The sequence below is a fragment of the Klebsiella aerogenes KCTC 2190 genome, from assembly GCF_000215745.1.
GTDB classification, from domain to species: domain Bacteria; phylum Pseudomonadota; class Gammaproteobacteria; order Enterobacterales; family Enterobacteriaceae; genus Klebsiella; species Klebsiella aerogenes.
In genome coordinates this window covers 621,172-638,962 of sequence record NC_015663.1, presented here as the reverse complement: position 1 = coordinate 638,962, position 17,791 = coordinate 621,172, and the positions used below count along the sequence as shown (strand labels likewise).

The window sequence follows — 17,791 nt, the reverse complement described above, 5'->3', positions numbered from 1 at the left end:
CAAGTGAGGCGGTATGGCGAACGATCAGGAAGTGAAGTACCTGGTACCGGGTCTGGAGCGCGGTTTACAACTGCTGCTGGCGTTTGGCGAACAGCATCGCGATCTGACCTTTGCCGAGCTGCATCGGCTGGTGGATATGCCGAAAGCGACCGCCTATCGCGTGGTGCAGACGCTGGAATATATGGGCTTTCTCGAGCGTAACGCCCGAACCAATACCTTTTCGCTGGGCATGAACGTACTGCGTCTGGGCTTTGAATATATCGCCTCACTGGATGTCGCTCAGGTGGGTCAGCCGGTCATCGAGCAACTACGCGATATCAGCCAGTGCAGCAGCCATCTGGCGATCCGCGACGGCCGCGACATTATCTACATCGCCCGCGTCAGCGCCGCCGGTTCGCGTATCAACCAGGTCAGCGTCGGAACGCGGCTACCGGTGCACTGCACCTCGCTTGGCCGCATGCTGCTGACCGATGTTTCCCGCAGCGAGTTTGAACAATTGTTCCCGAATGAACGTCTGCCGGGCAATACGCCGGGCCAGCTGTACGACCGCGAAGCGCTGTGGCAGATGGTGCAGCAGGATAAAGCCCGCGGCTACGTGATTGGCGAATCGTTCTATCGCCACGGCATCTCATCGATTGTCTATCCGGTCTTTGACCGCAGCGGCCGGGTGGCGGCGGTCGTCAGCATTCTGGTGCCGTCGGACGAGATCCCGCAAAGCGATCGCGAACGGTTGCAGAACGACGTCAGTATGGCGGCGGACAAAATTTCCGGCTTCCTCGGATATTTGTCACAGGCAAGTTAAATCAACAACTTAACGGCAGACGCTTGATTGCGTCGGGCATGTTTTACGCCCAAATTCGGGCGACTGAACGGTAAAGAGGCGACGAATAATGAGTATTACCGGAATTGAAAAGCTGGAATTTGGCGTAGACGACCTGAACCACAGCGCCAAATTTATGCGCGATTTTGGCCTGACCGGCGACGCCAGCGGCCGCGCGTTTACCACCCTCAGCGGCGCGCGGGTCGAACTTAACCCGACCGATGCCGCCGACCTGCCGCCAGCCTTTGAGGCGGGCAACACCCTGCGTCGCATGACCTGGGGCGTGGCGGATCGGGCGGCGCTGGATGCGCTGCGCCCGAAGCTGGAACGTCAGCCCGCTTTCCGTGAAATCGACGGCGCGCTGGAGTGCCGCGATCCCAACGGTATGACGCTGCGGGTGCAGGTTAGCCAGCAAACGGCGGTTGAACTGAACGTTGAACCGATCAACCAGTGGGGCGATGTGCGTCGCATCGACACCCCGAGCCCGGTGTACAACCGCGCGCAGCCGATTAACGTCGGCCACGTGGTGTTCTTCGTGGAAGAACTGGCGGCGGTGGAAAGTTTCTATCGCGAAGTACTCGGCTTCCAGGTGTCAGACCGCTACATCAATCGCGCGGTGTTCCTGCGCTGCGGCGTGCGCGGCGGACACCATAACCTCTTCTTATTGCAGTTGCCCAACCGTAAGCGCGGGCTAAACCACGTCGCGTTTACCGTACGGGATATTCATGAAGTGATCGGCGGCGGCATTGCGATGAATAAAAACGCGTGGAGCACGTTTATCGGTCCCGGCCGCCATCCGGTCTCCTCGGCCTACTTCTGGTATGTCAACAGCCCGACCGGCGGCGCTTTTGAGTACTACACCAACGATGACTATCTGACGGAAAACTGGCAGCCGCGCGAGCTGGAGCATTCACTCGTGTCCTTTACCGAATGGGCGGTGGAAGGCGGTATCGATCACGATACCCGTCGCCAGCAGAAAAAACCGGAGGCGGTATGACGGCGCGGATAGTCATTATCGGCGGCGGCCAGGCTGGCGGCTGGGCAGCGAAAACGCTGCGTGATGAAGGGTTTAGCGGCGAGATTTGCGTGGTTGCCGAAGAACAATGGGATTTTTACGAGCGCCCGCCGCTGTCGAAAGCGGCATTGCTGGAGGCCGAACCGGCGCTGCCGCGGTTATTCAGCGCCGAGGCGCAACAGGCGCTGGATCTGCGCTGGTACCGCCCGCTGCGCGCGGAATCGATCGACCGGCAAAATAAAACCCTGGCGCTGAGCAACGGCGAAACGCTGGCGTACGACCAACTGCTGATCGCCACCGGCGGCCGCGCGCGGCTGCCGTCCGAGGCCTGGGCGCAGCATCCGCAGGTCTATACCCTGCGCCACTGGCAGGACGCGCAGCGTCTGAAGCAGCGGCTGGCATCGGCAACGCGGCTGGCGATCGTCGGCGGCGGCTGGATTGGCCTCGAAATCGCCGCCTCGGCGCGCAAAAGCGGCGTAGCCGTGACCCTTTATGAACAGCAGCCGGCTCTGTGCATGCGCTCGGTCAGTATGGAGGTCTCGCAGGCACTGGATGAGTTGCATCGCGGGCAGGGCGTTGATATTCGCCGCGGCTGCGGCGCGCTGGAGCTGGAAGATGATAACGGCCTGCCGACGCTGCACTGCGATGGCCAGCGGGAAACCTTCGATGCGGTGGTGGTGGGGATCGGCGTCGATCTGAATCTCGAACTGGCGCGCGATGCTGGGCTCACTGTCGAACGCGGGATTGTCGTTGATGCCCAGGGGCGCAGCAGCGATCCGGCGATTTTCGCCGCCGGCGATGTCGCCCAGCACCATCAATACGGCCTGTGCATTCAGTCGTGGGCCTTTGCGCAAAATCAGGCCATCGCGACGGCGAAAGCGATGCTCGATCCGCAGGCCAGCGGCTACGACGAGGCGCCGTGGCTGTGGTCGGATCAATACGATCGCAATATCCAGATCCTGGGGATCCCGCAGGCGGGCAGCCGCACCATCGTGCGTGACGAGCCGCAGGGCGCGCTCTACTTCTCGCTGAATGCCGATGGACGTTTAACGCAACTGGTGGCCTTCAATAATGCACGTACCGTGAAGCTGGCGAAGCGCTGGATGGCGGCGGGGAGGGATCTCTCTGACGTCCCGCTCGCTGACCCGACTTTCTCGCTGATGTCATTGCGATAATTAACGCGAACCCTTAAGGGGGAGAAATGACCACATTAGAGACTAACGCCGCGCCTGCTGAGGCGAGCGGCGAGGGCGTCCGCACGCCTGAAAAGGCGGTTCGTTGGGCCATTCCGCTGTCGCTGCTGGCCTGCGTACTGCTGGCGTTTTTCGACAAAATCAGCATCGCCGCGCTGTTTTCCGATAGCCATTTCCAGCAGGCGATGGGGATCGATTTCGATACCACCCGGCTGGGTATTCTGATGAGCGCCTTTCTGTTGAGCTACGGCTTCTCGTCAGTGTTGTTAAGCGGTCTTGGCGACCGGATTGCGCCGCTGCGCTTGCTAACTGGAATGATGGTGGTGTGGTGCATCCTGATGGTGATCATGGGTTTCACCCACAACTACGCGCTGATGGTGACGCTGCGCATCCTGTTGGGCATTGCTGAAGGGCCGCTGTTCCCGTTGGCGTTCGCCGTGGTGCGTCACACCTTCCCGCAGCGGCTACAGGCTCGCGCCACCATGTTGTGGCTGCTTGGCACGCCGGTTGGCGCGGCGCTGGGTTTCCCGCTGTCAATTTGGCTACTCAATACCTTCGGCTGGCAGAGCACCTTTTTCGTGATGGCGATGCTGACGGTACCGGTGCTGATTTTTGTGCGCATCGGGCTGCGCGGCGTGCAGCTGGAGGCGAAAGTCGGCAGCGATAAAACGTCGCAGGAAGCACGCCGCAGCGCGCGTCGCGAGCTCTTCGTGAGTCCGCATTTCTGGATGATCTGCATTTTCAACATCGCCTTTCTCGCCTATCTGTGGGGGATCAACGGCTGGCTGCCGGGCTACCTGATTAAAGGCAAAGGCATTCATCTGGAACACGCCGGCTGGCTGTCTTCGATGCCGTTTATCGCCATGTTGCTGGGCGAAATTATCGGCGCCTGGCTGTCCGACCGCGTCGATAAGCGCGCCGCCGCCTGCTTTATTTCCCTGGCGGGCGCCGGAATCGGGCTGGCGGCGGTGATGCATTTTAGCGCGCCGTTGCCGGTGATCGCGGCGATGAGCTTTAGCACCTTTATGTGGGGCACCGGCGCGCCAAACATTTTCGCGCTGCTGGCTAAAGCGACCCATCCACGGGTCAGCGCCACGGCGGGTGGAATTTTCAACGGGCTGGGAAACTTTGCCGGGGCGCTATCGCCGGCGGTGATGGGCGCGCTTATCGCCTTCACCCATAGCATGGATTCCGGGCTGATTTTTCTGGCGGTGATGGCGGCGGTGGGCTGCGCCCTGTTACTGCCGCTGCTGAGACGTTACTGAGGATAAAACGATGACTGATTCAACCGTAACTGCAAAACAGAGTTTGAAACCTGACCATCTGACGATGGAAGAGTGGGTGGAGTCGCGTATCGCGCGCTTTGAAGGCCGTAAATACGACTGGAATGCGCTGAAATTCCAGGCCGATTTCGATCCGAAATATCGCCGCGCGCAGATGCGCTACATCGGCACCGGCGCCACCGGCGTCGCCAGTGATACCAACACCGTTCCGGCCGAGCACTTCACCTTCTCCACCATGGTGTTGCCGTCCAAATGTGAAGGCCCGCTGCACCTGCATGATGACGTAGAAGAGGTGTTCTTCATGCTCAAAGGGCAGATCACCCTGATGATTCAGGACGGCGACAACTATACCGAAACCGTGCTGCGCGAACGCGATCTGATCTCGGTGCCGCCTGGAATTTACCGCGGTTTGTTTAACCACGGCGAAGAAGAGGCGCTGATGTGCGTGATGCTCGGCACCCATAAGCCGCATATTCCGACCTACCCGGAAGATCATCCGCTGGCAAAAGTAAAACGTAACTAAGGGGCGATGATGACGGGGTTTCGTGAACAAGGAAGCGGTATTCCGCTGACGCTGCTGCACGGCATCAGTTCCGGCGCGGCCTCCTGGCATAAACAGATGACGCTGCCCGGCTACCGCGTGCTTGCCTGGGATATGCCCGGTTATGGCGAGAGCCCGATGCTGGCGGCAACGCCGGCGGTTGCCGGTGATTACGCCGACGCCCTGGCGCGAATGCTGGACCGCGCTGGAGTAGAGCAAACCATACTGGTCGGCCATTCGCTGGGCGCGCTGGTGGCGGCCGCCTTCGCCGCGAAATACCCGCAGAGGGTGCTTTACCTGGTGCTCGCCGACGTCGCGCAGGGCTACGGCCAGGCGGAAGCCGCACAGCGGGAAAAAGTCTGGCAGGGACGTCAACAGCAGATAGCGCTGGGCGGCGAGGCGATGGCGCAGGGGCGGGCGGCAAAACTGCTGCGCCCCGGCGCGCGCGAAGCCGATGTGGCGACCGTGGCGGCAGGCATGCGTAGGCTGCGTAGCGAAGGCTATCTCGCCGCCGCCTGGATGCTGGCGCATGACGACATCCACCGCTGGCTTGCTGACTATCGCGGTCGTCTCTCGGTGTGGTGCGGCGAGCAGGATGCCATTACCCAACCGGAGCTGGTGCAGGGAGTGGCGCTGCGTTACGGCGCACCTTACATCGCCATCCCGCAGGCTGGACATGCCAGCTATCTCGATAACGAAACCTTTTTTAATCAACTGCTTTTACGCATAGGGGAAGAGGTGCGCGATGAATGCACAAATTGAAGGACGCGTCGCGGTAGTCACCGGCGGCTCGTCAGGGATCGGCTTTGAAACGCTGCGCCTGCTGCTGGGCGAAGGGGCGAAGGTCGCGTTTTGTGGCCGCAACCCGGATCGGCTGGCCAGCGCCCATGCGGCGTTGCAAAACGAATATCCAGAAGGCGAGGTGTTCTCCTGGCGCTGCGACGTACTGAATGAAGCGGAAGTTCAGGCCTTCGCTGACGCGGTCGCCGCGCGTTTCGGCGGCGCCGACATGCTGATTAATAACGCCGGGCAGGGCTATGTCGCCCACTTCGCCGATACGCCGCGCGAGGCCTGGCTGCACGAAGCCGAACTGAAACTGTTCGGCGTGATTAACCCGGTAAAGGCCTTCCAGCCGCAGCTTGAACAGTCGGATATCGCCTCGATTACCTGTGTGAACTCGCTGCTGGCTCTGCAGCCGGAAGAGCACATGATTGCCACCTCTGCTGCCCGCGCCGCGCTGCTCAATATGACGCTGACCCTGTCGAAAGAGCTGGTGGAGAAAGGCATCCGCGTGAATTCCATCCTGCTGGGAATGGTCGAATCCGGGCAGTGGCAGCGCCGTTTCGAAAACCGCAGCGATAAGAGCCAGAGCTGGCCGCAGTGGACCGCTGATATCGCCCGCAAACGCGGGATCCCGATGGCGCGCCTCGGCAAACCGCAGGAACCGGCACAGGCGTTGCTATTCCTCGCTTCGCCGCTGGCCTCCTTTACCACCGGCGCGGCGCTGGACGTTTCCGGCGGTTTCTGCCGCCATCTGTAAGGAAAGATGATGAAAAAGGTCATGTTAATCGGCTATGGCGCGATGGCGCAGGCGGTGATTGAACGCCTGCCGCCGCAGGTGACGTTGGGTTGGATCGTCGCCCGCGAATCGCATCATGCGGCGATCCGCCAGCAGTTCGGCCACACGGTGACGCCGCTTACCGATCCGCTGCAGTGCGAAGAGACGCCGGATCTGGTGCTGGAATGCGCCAGCCAGCAGGCGGTCGCGCAGTACGGCGAAGCGGTGCTGGCGCGCGGCTGGCATCTGGCGGTGATCTCGACCGGCGCGCTGGCGGACAGCGAACTGGAACAGCGTTTACGTCAGGCGGGCGGCAAGTTGACGCTGCTGGCTGGCGCAGTAGCCGGGATTGACGGCCTGGCGGCGGCCAAAGAGGGGGGGCTTGAACGAGTGACCTATCAGTCGCGTAAAAGCCCGGCCAGCTGGCGCGGCAGCTATGCCGAACAGCTTATCGACCTCAGCGCGGTCAATGAAGCGCAAATTTTCTTCGAAGGCAGCGCCCGCGAGGCGGCGCGGCTATTCCCGGCAAATGCCAACGTGGCGGCAACCATCGCGCTGGGCGGTATCGGCCTTGACGCGACCCGAGTACAGCTGATGGTCGATCCGGCGACGCAACGCAACACCCATACGCTACACGCCGAAGGATTGTTCGGCGAGTTTCACCTGGAGCTGAGCGGCCTGCCGCTCGCCAGCAATCCGAAAACATCGACCCTCGCGGCACTGAGCGCGGTACGCGCCTGCCGTGAACTGGCATAACGCAGAGAGGCTGAGATGGACGAATTAGACATTTTTATCGGCGGCCAGTGGCGTCGCGGCGGCGGCAATTTGATGCACAGCCAGTTTCCGGCGGATGGCGCTATTAACGCGGCGCTGTATGCGGCAAGCCTCGATGATTTACAGGAGGCGATCGACTGCGCCGATCGCGCCTGGCGGGAGCCAACGTGGCGGGCGATGCTGCCGCATCAGCGGGCGAAGATCCTGCATAAAGTCGCCGATCTGATTGAAGCACAGCTTGATGCGCTCACCCAAAAGCAGAGCCGCGATAACGGTAAACCGCTGGCGGAAGCGCGAGGGCTGGTGATGAGCGCGGCGGGGACGGCGCGCTATTTTGCCGCCGCCTGCGAACTACTGGAAGGGGAATTGCCGACGCCGCGGCAGACGGATCTATTGACTCTGAGCCGCTATGAGCCGTTGGGCGTGGTGGCGGCGATCACCCCGTGGAACTCGCCGATCGCCAGCGAAATGCAGAAGGTGGCCCCGGCGATCGCCGCCGGAAATGCGGTGATCCTCAAACCGGCGGAAGCCACGCCGCTCATGGCGCTGGAGCTGGCGAAGATCTTCGAGCAGGCCGGTTTACCCGCCGGACTGCTGAGCGTGCTGCCGGGTAAAGGATCGATTATCGGCGATGCGCTGGCCCGCCATCCTAAGGTGCGCAAAATTTCCTTTACCGGCGGTACCACCACCGGACGTCACCTGGCGCACGTGGCGGCGGAAAAGCTGATCCCGGCGTCGCTGGAGCTGGGCGGCAAATCGCCGACCATCGTGCTGGAAGATGCCGATATCGAACAGGCGGCGCGGGGCATCTGCTACGGCATTTTCAGCTCCGGCGGCCAGGCCTGCATTGCCGGCTCGCGGCTGTTTGTTCATGACAAAGTGTATCCGCAATTAATGGCCCGTCTGCTGGAGTTAACCCAAGGGCTGCGGGTTGGTCATCCATTCAGCGCTGGCACCCACGTTGGGCCGCTGATCAACGATAAACACCGCCAGAGCGTGCTGGAGTACGTCGAGCTGGCGAAACGCGAAGGCGGCAGCGTGCTATGCGGCGGCGAGATCCCGGCGGATCCGGCGCTGGCGGCGGGGAGCTACTTCCTGCCGACCATCATTGAAGGGTTGAACAATCAGGCCCGCGTTTGCCAGGAAGAGATCTTCGGGCCGGTGCTGGTGGCAATGCGTTTTCACGATGAAGCGGCGTTGATCCGCGAGGCCAATGATTCGGTCTTCGGACTGGCGGCGGGGATCTGGACGCGCGATACCGGCCGCGCGCTGCGTCTGAGCGAGCAACTGGAAGCCGGTACGGTGTGGATCAACACCTACAAAGTTTTCTCCATTTCGACCCCGTTTGGGGGCTTTAAAGAGAGCGGTCTGGGCCGCGAAAAAGGGATCCAGGGGCTGAAAGCCTGGATGCAACAAAAGAGCATTTATCTGGCGACGGGTAATAGCGTCAACCACTGGTGCGACTGAGAAAGGGTGAGCAATGAGCGAAATGATAACCGTCGGCGATGCCATCGCCAGAACGCTGGAGCAGTATCACGTTGAAGCCATTTATGGCGTCATTTCCATCCATAACCTGCCGATCGCCGACGCCGTCGGCCAGCGGGAAAAAATCCGCTTTGTTCCGGCGCGCGGTGAAGCGGGCTCGGTGACCATGGCTGACGCCCACGGCCGTTTTTCCGGGCTCGGCGTGGCGCTGACCAGTACCGGCGCGGGCGCGGGTAATGCGGTTGGCGCGCTGGTTGAGGCGATGAACGCCGGTACGCCGCTGCTGCACCTCACCGGACAGGTCGAAAAAGCCTGGCTGGACGCCGACACCGGTTTTATTCATGAAACCCGCGATCAGTTGACCTTCCTGAAAGCCAGTTCGAAGCGCGCTTACCGCATTAGCAACGCCAACCAGGCGGTGGCTATCCTGCATAAGGCGATTCAGGAGGCGCAGACGCCACCGTGCGGCCCGGTCTCGGTGGAAATTCCCATCGATATTCAGAGCGCCAAAATTCCGCTTTCACTGCTGACCGCGCCGTTGAAACGCGCTCCGGCGGTTGAGCCGGAAGCGTCGCTGGTCGATGCGCTGTGGGCGCAGCTTAAGCAGGCGAAGCAGCCGCTGCTGTGGCTTGGCGGCGGCGCGTTAGAGAGCGGCGAGGCGGTGAAGACGCTGGCGGATGCCGGGGTGACGGTGATTTCCAGTACCCACGGCCGCGGCATTTTGGCGGATAGCCATCGCGCCAGCCTACGCGCGTTTCATAATTCTCCCTCGGTTGAAGCGCTGATTTCACAATGTGATTTCACACTTGTGGCCGGTTCCCGGCTGCGCAGCAACGAAACGCGCTCGTGGACGCTGGAACTGCCAACGCCGCGGGTGCAGATTGATATCGACCCGGCGGCGGCCAGCCGTAACTACCTGATGGACAACACGGTGGTGGCGGACTGCCGCGCTTTATTAGCGGCGCTGGCAGCGCGGGTGCAGGGCCGGATGTGGGGCGATGCGCGTTGGGATAGCCAGCTTAAAGCGGCGGTAGAGGCGGCGGAGCAGGGGCTGCGCGACCAGTGCGGCGCTTACGCTAAATTGAATGACGCAATTGCGCAGGCGCTGCCCGATGACGGCATCCTGGTGCGCGATATTACCGTTTCCGGCAGCCTGTGGGGCAGCCGCCTGTTCCGCGCTCACGGCCCGTTGATGAATATCCATTCTCTGGCCGGCGCCATCGGTATGGGGCTACCGATGGCGGTGGGTACCGCGATTGCCAATCCGCAACGGAAAGTGGTCGGCCTGGTCGGCGACGGCGGCCTGAGCCTCAACCTTGGCGAACTGGCGACTCTGGCGCAGGAGAAGGCCAACGTGACGCTGTTGATTATGAACGATGGCGGCTACGGCGTGATGCGCGGTATTCAGGATAAGTACTTTGGCGGCCGCCAGTATTACAACGAGCTGCACACGCCGGACTTTACCCTGTTGGCGCAGGCGATTGGCCTGCAGGCGTGGAGCGTGGAACGCGCTGAGGATTTCCAGGCGGTGATGACCGAGGCGCTGGCGATGCCGGGGCCATCGGTGGTGGAAGTGAAAATGGGCCAGATTGGCGCACTGCGCTTTGCCGGCCCGCCGCAGAAGACGCTGTATTAATGATAACCCAGTGACCCCAACCCTCTCCCTTCCGGGGAGAGGGTACCGCACGGCACAGGGGGTTAATCAAGGCGCCGGACGGTTGCTCCTGCGAGCCGGGAGAGGGCCGGCTCACAGGAGAGGGTTCATGACACGGTTAAAACACGTTAAACGGATATTCGACGTAGAACCGCACTTCATTACCGCTGACGTTATAGTCGCTGGCGTTGCTGGAAACGCGCAGCACCGAATAGCGGAGTCTCAATTTCAAATCTTTCGCCATGCCGTTTTGCACCTGGTACTGCACCTGGTTGAACCATTCGTGTTCTTTGCCGTTGCTGGTCTCGGCGGTTTTAATGTTATCGCCGCGAACGTAGGCGGTGGTCCAGCTCAGGCCCGGTACGCCCAGTCCGGCAAAATCCAGGCCATAGGAGGCCTGCCAGGAGCGTTCATCCTCGCCGTTAAAATCGGACCAGTAGGAGTTAGCCAGCCAGATGGTGTTGCCGCCATCGCCAACGCCGCCCTGATTCTGATACCCGCCGTAGTGGTAGCCGGTGCTGCCGCTGCTTTGCTGGTAAGCGACTTTAAAGGTATGAATATCCCAGATGTAGCTGGCGGCCAGGCTCCAGATGCTGTTGCTGCGCCCGGTGTCATTGGCGTCGGCATATTCTTGATCTAAGCGCGAGTTATAGCCATTGAAGTCAACAATCAGCTGCTGGTCGGCGGCGAACGGCTGCTTGTAGTTCAGGCCGAGATACTGCTTATTCAGCACGTCCTCGACGTGCGAAGCGTAAAGCGCGCCGCTAAGTTGGTCGTTGAATTGATAGCTGGCGCCGCCAAAGGTCAGGCTCTTCAGGCCGCTATTGTGGCTGTCGTCGCTTTTGCGCTGCTGATCGGTGAGATAACCGGCGTTAATTTCCAGACCGTCGATTTCTCTTGAGGTCAGCATGGTACCGGTATAGCTCTCGTACAGCAGCCGCGAGTCATCGGCGTAGACGATGGGCAGCATCGGGCGCTGGCTGCCGTAGCTGAGTACGGTATTCGAGAAGCGCATTTTAGCGGTAGCGCCAAATTTTGCTAAATCGGACTTCGCGCGGCCATCGTCATCCTGGGCGAAAAAGTCGATACCGCCCGCGCCGCTGCGGCCGCGGCCGCCGTCGAGGCGCACGGCGTACTGCGCAATGCCGTCAACGCCGAAGCCGACCGGCCCTTGAGTAAAGCCGGACTCGAAGGTAGCGATGATACCCTGACCCCATTCGGCTTTATCCGGCAAACCATCGCGATAATCGCGTTTGATATAAGCGTTACGTAAAAAGAGATCGAGGTGGCTGTCTTCAATAAAGCCCTGACTGGTAGATTGTTGGCTGGCGAAAGCCGGCGCGGCGGCAATAATGCCAAGTGCGAGTAATGGTAATTCTTTTTTCACTGAGGGCACTTCTCTGTCTGTCGATATATTCAAGGGAATCACTGCCAGTCAGATATTCTCCTGAAATAATGTCGAAAGCAATCATTGTGTGAGCAGTTATTGCAACCGGAAACAGGCTGTATGGCGCATGAGCCGTGCGCCAGGTAGTAAGGGGTGGACTATTTATTATTCGGCTAAAGACGATTCTGGAAGCCAGATAGTGTGCGGCCTTTTTAATTTACCAAATAATATATTTCTGAATCGCCGGGCATAAAATAATTGGCTGTGATGCGCTGTGATAATAATTAACGGTTTGTGCGCTTAAATTATCAATTGATGCGGCTAAATATTTTTACGGGTATATAAAAAAGGGAGGCAATAATGCCTCCCGCTGTCGCTTATTTAATACCGTCGGCCTTCATGCGATCGCGAATATGCTGCGCGCGGGCTTCCGATGCCGGGTGATCGTCAAACATGGAGCTCTGACGGCCGGCTTCCAGCTTGGCCAGTTTTTCGAAGCTGGTGGCCAGCCCCGATGGATTGATGCCGCGTTTACGCAGCAGGTCGTAAGAGTAGTCGTCCGCTTCCGACTCCTGGCGCTGGGAGAACTGCGAGTTCACCAGTTTTTCGCCGAGATCGCCCAGCTGCGACTGCGACAGGCTGCCGACGATGCCGCCAGCGGAGGCCGCCGCCGCGCGCACGGCGTTGGTGCCCAGCGCGACCTGCATGCCTTTCTTCACGTGGCCCAACGCAACGTGGCCCATTTCGTGGCCGATAACCGCTTCCACTTCATTATCGTTCATCAGGTCCATCAGGCCGCTATAAACGCGGATGCAGCCGTTGGCCATCGCGAAGGCGTTGACGTCTTTTGTTTCATAAACCTTATAGTTGACCGGCTGACCGTTGATGTTATCGCCCAGCGCCGCGGCAATCTTGCTCAGGCGTTTGCTGTACTCGCTGCTGGCCGGAGAAATAGTGGCTTTGGCGTCCATCTCTTTACACGCCTGGTCGCTTAAGGTTTTTACCTGTTCGTCGCTAAGAGAGTAGGCCTGGAATGCTTCCGCGCCCGAGCTCAGCAGGGCGTTGGAGTCCATGTTCTGACATCCGGTTAACGTTGCTGCGATCCCGAAGGCAAGAAGGGTTGAGCGAATTTTCATTTTTATCTTCCACAATCTTATGGTTTTTTATCTGAATAATGGGCGACGACGGACCCGCCTCGTCCTGTGCAAAGTATAAATAGTATCTCATGATCCGGGCGAGTGGATTCCGCGGCAGCACAACGTGTTCCAGAGATTTCTTAATGGGCAAAAGGATGCTCCATGTACATGCTTTGTCGCTTGGGTTACATTGTTCACACTTTTTTCCGGCGTAGCCCAAAACGCGCTCTCGTCAAGTCGTTAAGGGCATGGCCTTATAACATCCGAACTGGAGTCAAAATGTCCTCACGTAAAGAGCTTGCCAACGCTATTCGTGCGCTGAGCATGGACGCTGTACAGAAAGCCAAATCCGGCCACCCTGGCGCCCCGATGGGCATGGCTGACATTGCCGAAGTCCTGTGGCGTGATTTCCTGAACCATAACCCGCAGAACCCGTCCTGGGCCGATCGCGACCGCTTCGTGCTGTCCAACGGTCACGGCTCCATGCTGATTTACAGCCTGCTGCACCTCACCGGTTATGATCTGCCGATTGAAGAACTGAAAAACTTCCGTCAGCTGCACTCCAAGACTCCGGGCCACCCGGAAGTCGGCTACACCGCAGGCGTGGAAACCACCACCGGCCCGCTGGGTCAGGGGATCGCTAACGCAGTCGGTATGGCTATCGCGGAAAAAACGCTGGCGGCGCAGTTTAACCGTCCAGGGCACGACATCGTTGATCACTTCACCTACGCCTTCATGGGCGACGGCTGCATGATGGAAGGCATTTCTCACGAAGTGTGCTCCCTGGCCGGTACCCTGAAACTGGGTAAACTGGTGGCGTTCTATGATGACAACGGCATCTCCATCGATGGTCACGTTGAAGGCTGGTTCACCGACGATACCGCGAAACGCTTTGAAGCCTACGGCTGGCACGTGGTGCGCGGCGTTGACGGTCACGACGCTGACGCCATCAAACGCGCGGTAGAAGAAGCGCGCGCGGTCACCGACAAACCGTCCCTGCTGATGTGCAAAACCATCATCGGCTTCGGTTCGCCGAACAAAGCAGGCACCCATGATTCCCACGGCGCGCCGCTGGGCGACGCGGAAATCGCGCTGACCCGCGAAGCGCTGGGCTGGAAATACGGCCCGTTTGAAATCCCGTCTGACATCTATGCGCAGTGGGATGCGAAAGAAGCTGGCCAGGCGAAAGAAGCCGCGTGGAACGAGAAGTTTGCCGCCTACGCCAAAGCCTTCCCGCAGGAAGCCGCCGAATTCACCCGCCGTATGAAAGGCGAAATGCCGTCTGACTTCGACGCCAAAGCTAACGAGTTCATCGCTAAGCTGCAGGCGAATCCGGCGAAGATCGCCAGCCGCAAAGCATCGCAGAACGCCATTGAAGCGTTTGGCCCGCTGCTGCCGGAATTCCTCGGCGGTTCTGCCGACCTGGCGCCGTCCAACCTGACCCTGTGGTCCGGCTCTAAGCCGATCAACGAAGACACCGCCGGTAACTACATCCATTACGGCGTACGTGAATTCGGTATGACCGCGATTGCCAACGGTATCTCGCTGCACGGCGGTTTCCTGCCGTACACCTCTACCTTCCTGATGTTCGTGGAATATGCGCGTAACGCGGTACGTATGGCGGCGCTGATGAAACAGCGTCAGGTGATGGTCTACACCCACGACTCCATCGGTCTGGGCGAAGATGGCCCGACTCACCAGCCGGTAGAGCAGGTCGCTTCCCTGCGCGTCACGCCGAACATGTCCACCTGGCGTCCGTGTGACCAGGTTGAATCCGCGATTGCGTGGAAATATGGCGTAGAGCGTCAGGACGGCCCGACCGCGCTGATCCTCTCCCGTCAGAACCTGGCGCAGCAGGAGCGTACCGAAGAGCAACTGGCAAACGTGGCCCGCGGCGGTTATGTGCTGAAAGATTGCGCCGGCCAGCCGGAACTGATCTTCATCGCTACCGGTTCAGAAGTGGAACTGGCGGTTGCCGCGTGGGACAAACTGACCGCTGAAGGCGTGAAGGCGCGCGTGGTCTCCATGCCGTCCACCGACGCGTTCGACAAGCAGGATGCGGCCTATCGTGAATCCGTACTGCCGAAAGCCGTTTCTGCCCGCGTAGCGGTAGAAGCCGGTATCGCGGACTACTGGTTCAAATACGTTGGCCTGAACGGCGCTATCGTTGGCATGACCACCTTCGGTGAGTCTGCGCCGGCAGAGCAGCTGTTTGAAGAGTTCGGCTTCACCGTTGACAACGTTGTCGCCAAAGCGAAAGCACTGCTGTAATCGCTGGTACGGTGCGGGCTGATGCCCGCACCTCAACCCTCTCCTGTGGGAGAGGGTGCGAACACCAAAAACGGTAACCCCTGGGTTACCGTTTTGCTTTTACCTCGCCACCCGGATTTTTGTAGGCGCTATTCCTCGAACATGTAACTATCCTGTAAATTATTCCAAAGAAAATGTGACGCAAGTCATATAGCTGGTTTATTGCTCTGGACAAACATTCCTTTTATTCCGACTTTGGCTTATTCTAGCTGAAGCGTTTCAGTCGTATAAATGTTCGACAATTAATCAATCAGTCGCAGTTTGCGACAGGTAAGGTTCCCCTAAAGGCGTTGCTGGATTACTCTGTCAGCCACCTCAAATCAGGGATAACCTTGCAGGAGACCTATGACCATACGCATCGCGATTAATGGCTTCGGTCGCATAGGACGCAACGTGGTTCGCGCTTTGTATGAATCCGGGCGTCGTGCGGAAATCACCGTGGTGGCGATCAATGAACTGGCGGATGCCGCAGGCATCGCGCATTTATTGAAGTACGACACCAGCCATGGCCGTTTTTCCTGGGATGTTCGCCAGGAGCGGGAACAGCTGTATGTCGGCGATGACGTCATTCGTCTACTGCATGAGCCTTCTATCGCCGCGCTGCCCTGGCAGGAGCTGGCGGTGGATGTGGTGCTGGACTGTACCGGCGTATACGGTAGCCGTGAACATGGCGAAGCCCATCTTCAGGCTGGCGCGAAGAAAGTGCTCTTTTCACATCCTGGCGGCAACGATCTCGACGCAACGGTAGTCTTCGGCGTCAACCATGATGAACTGCGCGCGGAGCACCGCATTGTCTCCAACGCCTCCTGCACTACCAACTGCATTATTCCGGTCATTAAACTGCTAGATGATGCCTACGGCATTGAGTCAGGAACGGTCACGACAATCCACTCCGCGATGCACGACCAGCAGGTGATCGATGCCTATCACCCGGATCTGCGGCGCACCCGTGCGGCCAGCCAGTCAATTATTCCGGTTGATACTAAACTTGCGGCGGGGATCACCCGTATTTTCCCGCAGTTTAACGACCGTTTTGAGGCGATCGCGGTACGTGTACCGACGATTAACGTCACCGCAATTGACCTGAGCGTGACGGTGAAAAAACCGGTAAAGGCCTGTGAAGTCAACCAGTTGCTGCAAAAAGCAGCACAGGGAGCATTTCATGGTATAGTTGACTATACGGAATTACCGTTGGTCTCGACAGATTTTAACCACGACCCGCACAGCGCCATCGTCGATGGTACGCAAACCAGGGTCAGTGGCGCGCATCTGATCAAAACGTTGGTCTGGTGCGATAACGAATGGGGCTTTGCTAACCGAATGCTCGACACGACGTTAGCGATGGCCGCGCAAGGTTTCAGGTAAGGCGCTGCGGCGCTTGCAAAACTTTATCAAGAATCAACGAGAGGATTCACCATGTCTGTAATTAAGATGACCGATTTGGATCTGGCTGGTAAACGCGTTTTCATCCGTGCTGATCTGAACGTACCGGTTAAAGATGGCAAAGTGACCAGCGACGCGCGTATCCGCGCCTCCCTGCCGACCATCGAACTGGCGCTGAAACAGGGTGCTAAAGTAATGGTTACTTCTCACCTGGGTCGTCCGACCGAAGGCGAGTACAACGAAGAATTCTCTCTGTTGCCGGTTGTTAATTACCTGAAAGACAAACTGTCTAACCCGGTTCGTCTGGTTAAAGATTACCTGGATGGCGTTGACGTTGCTGCCGGTGAACTGGTGGTTCTGGAAAACGTTCGCTTCAACAAAGGCGAGAAAAAAGACGACGAAGAACTGTCTAAGAAATACGCTGCGCTGTGCGACGTATTCGTCATGGACGCTTTCGGTACCGCGCACCGCGCGCAGGCTTCCACCCACGGTATCGGTAAATTCGCCGATGTCGCTTGTGCAGGCCCGCTGCTGGCCGCTGAACTCGACGCGCTGGGTAAAGCGCTGAAAGAGCCGGCTCGTCCGATGGTTGCTATCGTTGGCGGTTCTAAAGTTTCCACCAAACTGACTGTTCTCGACTCTCTGTCCAAAATCGCTGACCAGCTGATCGTCGGCGGCGGTATCGCTAACACCTTCGTTGCCGCTCAAGGCCACAACGTCGGTAAATCCCTGTACGAAGCGGACCTGGTTGACGAAGCTAAGCGCCTGCTGAGCACCTGCGATATCCCGGTTCCGACTGACGTTCGCGTCGCTACCGAGTTCTCTGAAACCGCCACTGCGACCCTGAAATCCGTTAACGACATCAAAGATGACGAGCAGATTCTGGACCTCGGCGACGTTTCCGCACAGAAACTGGCTGAAATCCTGAAAAACGCCAAAACCATTCTGTGGAATGGCCCGGTTGGCGTATTCGAATTCCCGAACTTCCGTAAAGGTACTGAAATCGTTGCTAATGCTATCGCAGACAGCGAAGGTTTCTCTATCGCAGGCGGCGGTGACACCCTGGCGGCGATCGACCTGTTCGGCATCGCTGACAAAATCTCCTACATCTCCACTGGCGGCGGCGCATTCCTCGAATTCGTGGAAGGCAAAGTTCTGCCGGCAGTAGCAATGCTCGAAGAGCGCGCTAAGCAGTAATTTAGTTCAGGCGGGGAAACCCGCCTGTTTTTCAGCGCGCTAACGTACAATTTTG

At 59.1% G+C, this 17,791-nt stretch carries 15 protein-coding genes; 13 read left to right on the top strand and 2 right to left on the bottom strand.

What is annotated here, in order from left to right; all coding sequences use genetic code 11:
* Window positions 1–13: 13 nt before the first annotated feature.
* The 10 genes from EAE_RS03105 (at window position 14) to EAE_RS03060 (ending at window position 10,305) form a co-directional block, all read left to right on the top strand.
* On the top strand, window positions 14–802 hold the full coding sequence (locus tag EAE_RS03105) for an IclR family transcriptional regulator (protein ID WP_015703447.1): 789 nt from the start codon (window positions 14–16) through the stop codon (window positions 800–802).
* Between the two features lie 88 nt (window positions 803–890).
* Complete coding sequence (locus tag EAE_RS03100) at window positions 891–1,817, top strand: VOC family protein (protein ID WP_015703446.1); 927 nt, start codon at window positions 891–893, stop codon at window positions 1,815–1,817.
* On the top strand, window positions 1,814–3,010 hold the full coding sequence (locus EAE_RS03095) for an NAD(P)/FAD-dependent oxidoreductase (protein ID WP_015703445.1): 1,197 nt from the start codon (window positions 1,814–1,816) through the stop codon (window positions 3,008–3,010). Before EAE_RS03100 ends, EAE_RS03095 begins: the two co-directional genes overlap by 4 nt.
* 26 nt (window positions 3,011–3,036) lie before the next feature.
* Entirely contained in the window at window positions 3,037–4,293 is a 1,257-nt protein-coding gene (locus EAE_RS03090) for an MFS transporter (RefSeq protein WP_015703444.1), read from the top strand.
* A 10-nt stretch (window positions 4,294–4,303) separates the two neighbouring features.
* Window positions 4,304–4,834 carry a cupin domain-containing protein gene (locus EAE_RS03085; protein ID WP_004152888.1) on the top strand — a complete coding sequence of 177 codons (531 nt, stop codon included), beginning with the start codon at window positions 4,304–4,306 and terminating at the stop codon, window positions 4,832–4,834.
* A 9-nt stretch (window positions 4,835–4,843) separates the two neighbouring features.
* The gene (locus EAE_RS03080; RefSeq protein WP_015703443.1) at window positions 4,844–5,614 is read left to right on the top strand and encodes an alpha/beta fold hydrolase; all 771 of its coding nucleotides are present in this window, start codon (window positions 4,844–4,846) and stop codon (window positions 5,612–5,614) included.
* A complete protein-coding gene (locus EAE_RS03075) occupies window positions 5,598–6,392 on the top strand; it encodes an SDR family oxidoreductase (RefSeq protein ID WP_015703442.1) in 795 nt (264 codons plus the stop codon). Before EAE_RS03080 ends, EAE_RS03075 begins: the two co-directional genes overlap by 17 nt.
* A gap of 9 nt (window positions 6,393–6,401) precedes the next feature.
* On the top strand, window positions 6,402–7,166 hold the full coding sequence (locus tag EAE_RS03070) for an aspartate dehydrogenase (protein WP_015703441.1): 765 nt from the start codon (window positions 6,402–6,404) through the stop codon (window positions 7,164–7,166).
* Between the two features lie 15 nt (window positions 7,167–7,181).
* On the top strand, window positions 7,182–8,651 hold the full coding sequence (locus tag EAE_RS03065; RefSeq protein ID WP_015703440.1) for an aldehyde dehydrogenase: 1,470 nt from the start codon (window positions 7,182–7,184) through the stop codon (window positions 8,649–8,651).
* A gap of 13 nt (window positions 8,652–8,664) precedes the next feature.
* The gene (locus tag EAE_RS03060) at window positions 8,665–10,305 is read left to right on the top strand and encodes a thiamine pyrophosphate-binding protein (RefSeq protein ID WP_015703439.1); all 1,641 of its coding nucleotides are present in this window, start codon (window positions 8,665–8,667) and stop codon (window positions 10,303–10,305) included.
* A gap of 136 nt (window positions 10,306–10,441) precedes the next feature.
* On the opposite strand, the gene EAE_RS03055 is transcribed toward EAE_RS03060, so the two are convergent.
* Window positions 10,442–11,710 (bottom strand): OprD family outer membrane porin, encoded by a 1,269-nt coding sequence (locus EAE_RS03055; RefSeq protein ID WP_015703438.1) that lies wholly within the window; start codon window positions 11,708–11,710, stop codon window positions 10,442–10,444.
* A 377-nt stretch (window positions 11,711–12,087) separates the two neighbouring features.
* Window positions 12,088–12,846, bottom strand: coding sequence for a metalloprotease LoiP (gene loiP, locus EAE_RS03050; protein WP_015703437.1), 759 nt, complete (start codon window positions 12,844–12,846; stop codon window positions 12,088–12,090).
* A gap of 279 nt (window positions 12,847–13,125) precedes the next feature.
* On the opposite strand from loiP, the gene tkt reads away from it, so the two are divergent.
* The 3 genes from tkt to pgk all read left to right on the top strand — a co-directional run bounded on the left by tkt (window position 13,126) and on the right by pgk (window position 17,736).
* Entirely contained in the window at window positions 13,126–15,117 is a 1,992-nt protein-coding gene (gene tkt, locus EAE_RS03045; protein ID WP_015703436.1) for a transketolase, read from the top strand.
* Between the two features lie 384 nt (window positions 15,118–15,501).
* A complete protein-coding gene (gene epd / locus EAE_RS03040) occupies window positions 15,502–16,521 on the top strand; it encodes an erythrose-4-phosphate dehydrogenase (RefSeq protein WP_015369761.1) in 1,020 nt (339 codons plus the stop codon).
* A 51-nt stretch (window positions 16,522–16,572) separates the two neighbouring features.
* The gene (gene pgk, locus EAE_RS03035) at window positions 16,573–17,736 is read left to right on the top strand and encodes a phosphoglycerate kinase (protein WP_015369762.1); all 1,164 of its coding nucleotides are present in this window, start codon (window positions 16,573–16,575) and stop codon (window positions 17,734–17,736) included.
* Window positions 17,737–17,791 lie beyond the last annotated feature (55 nt).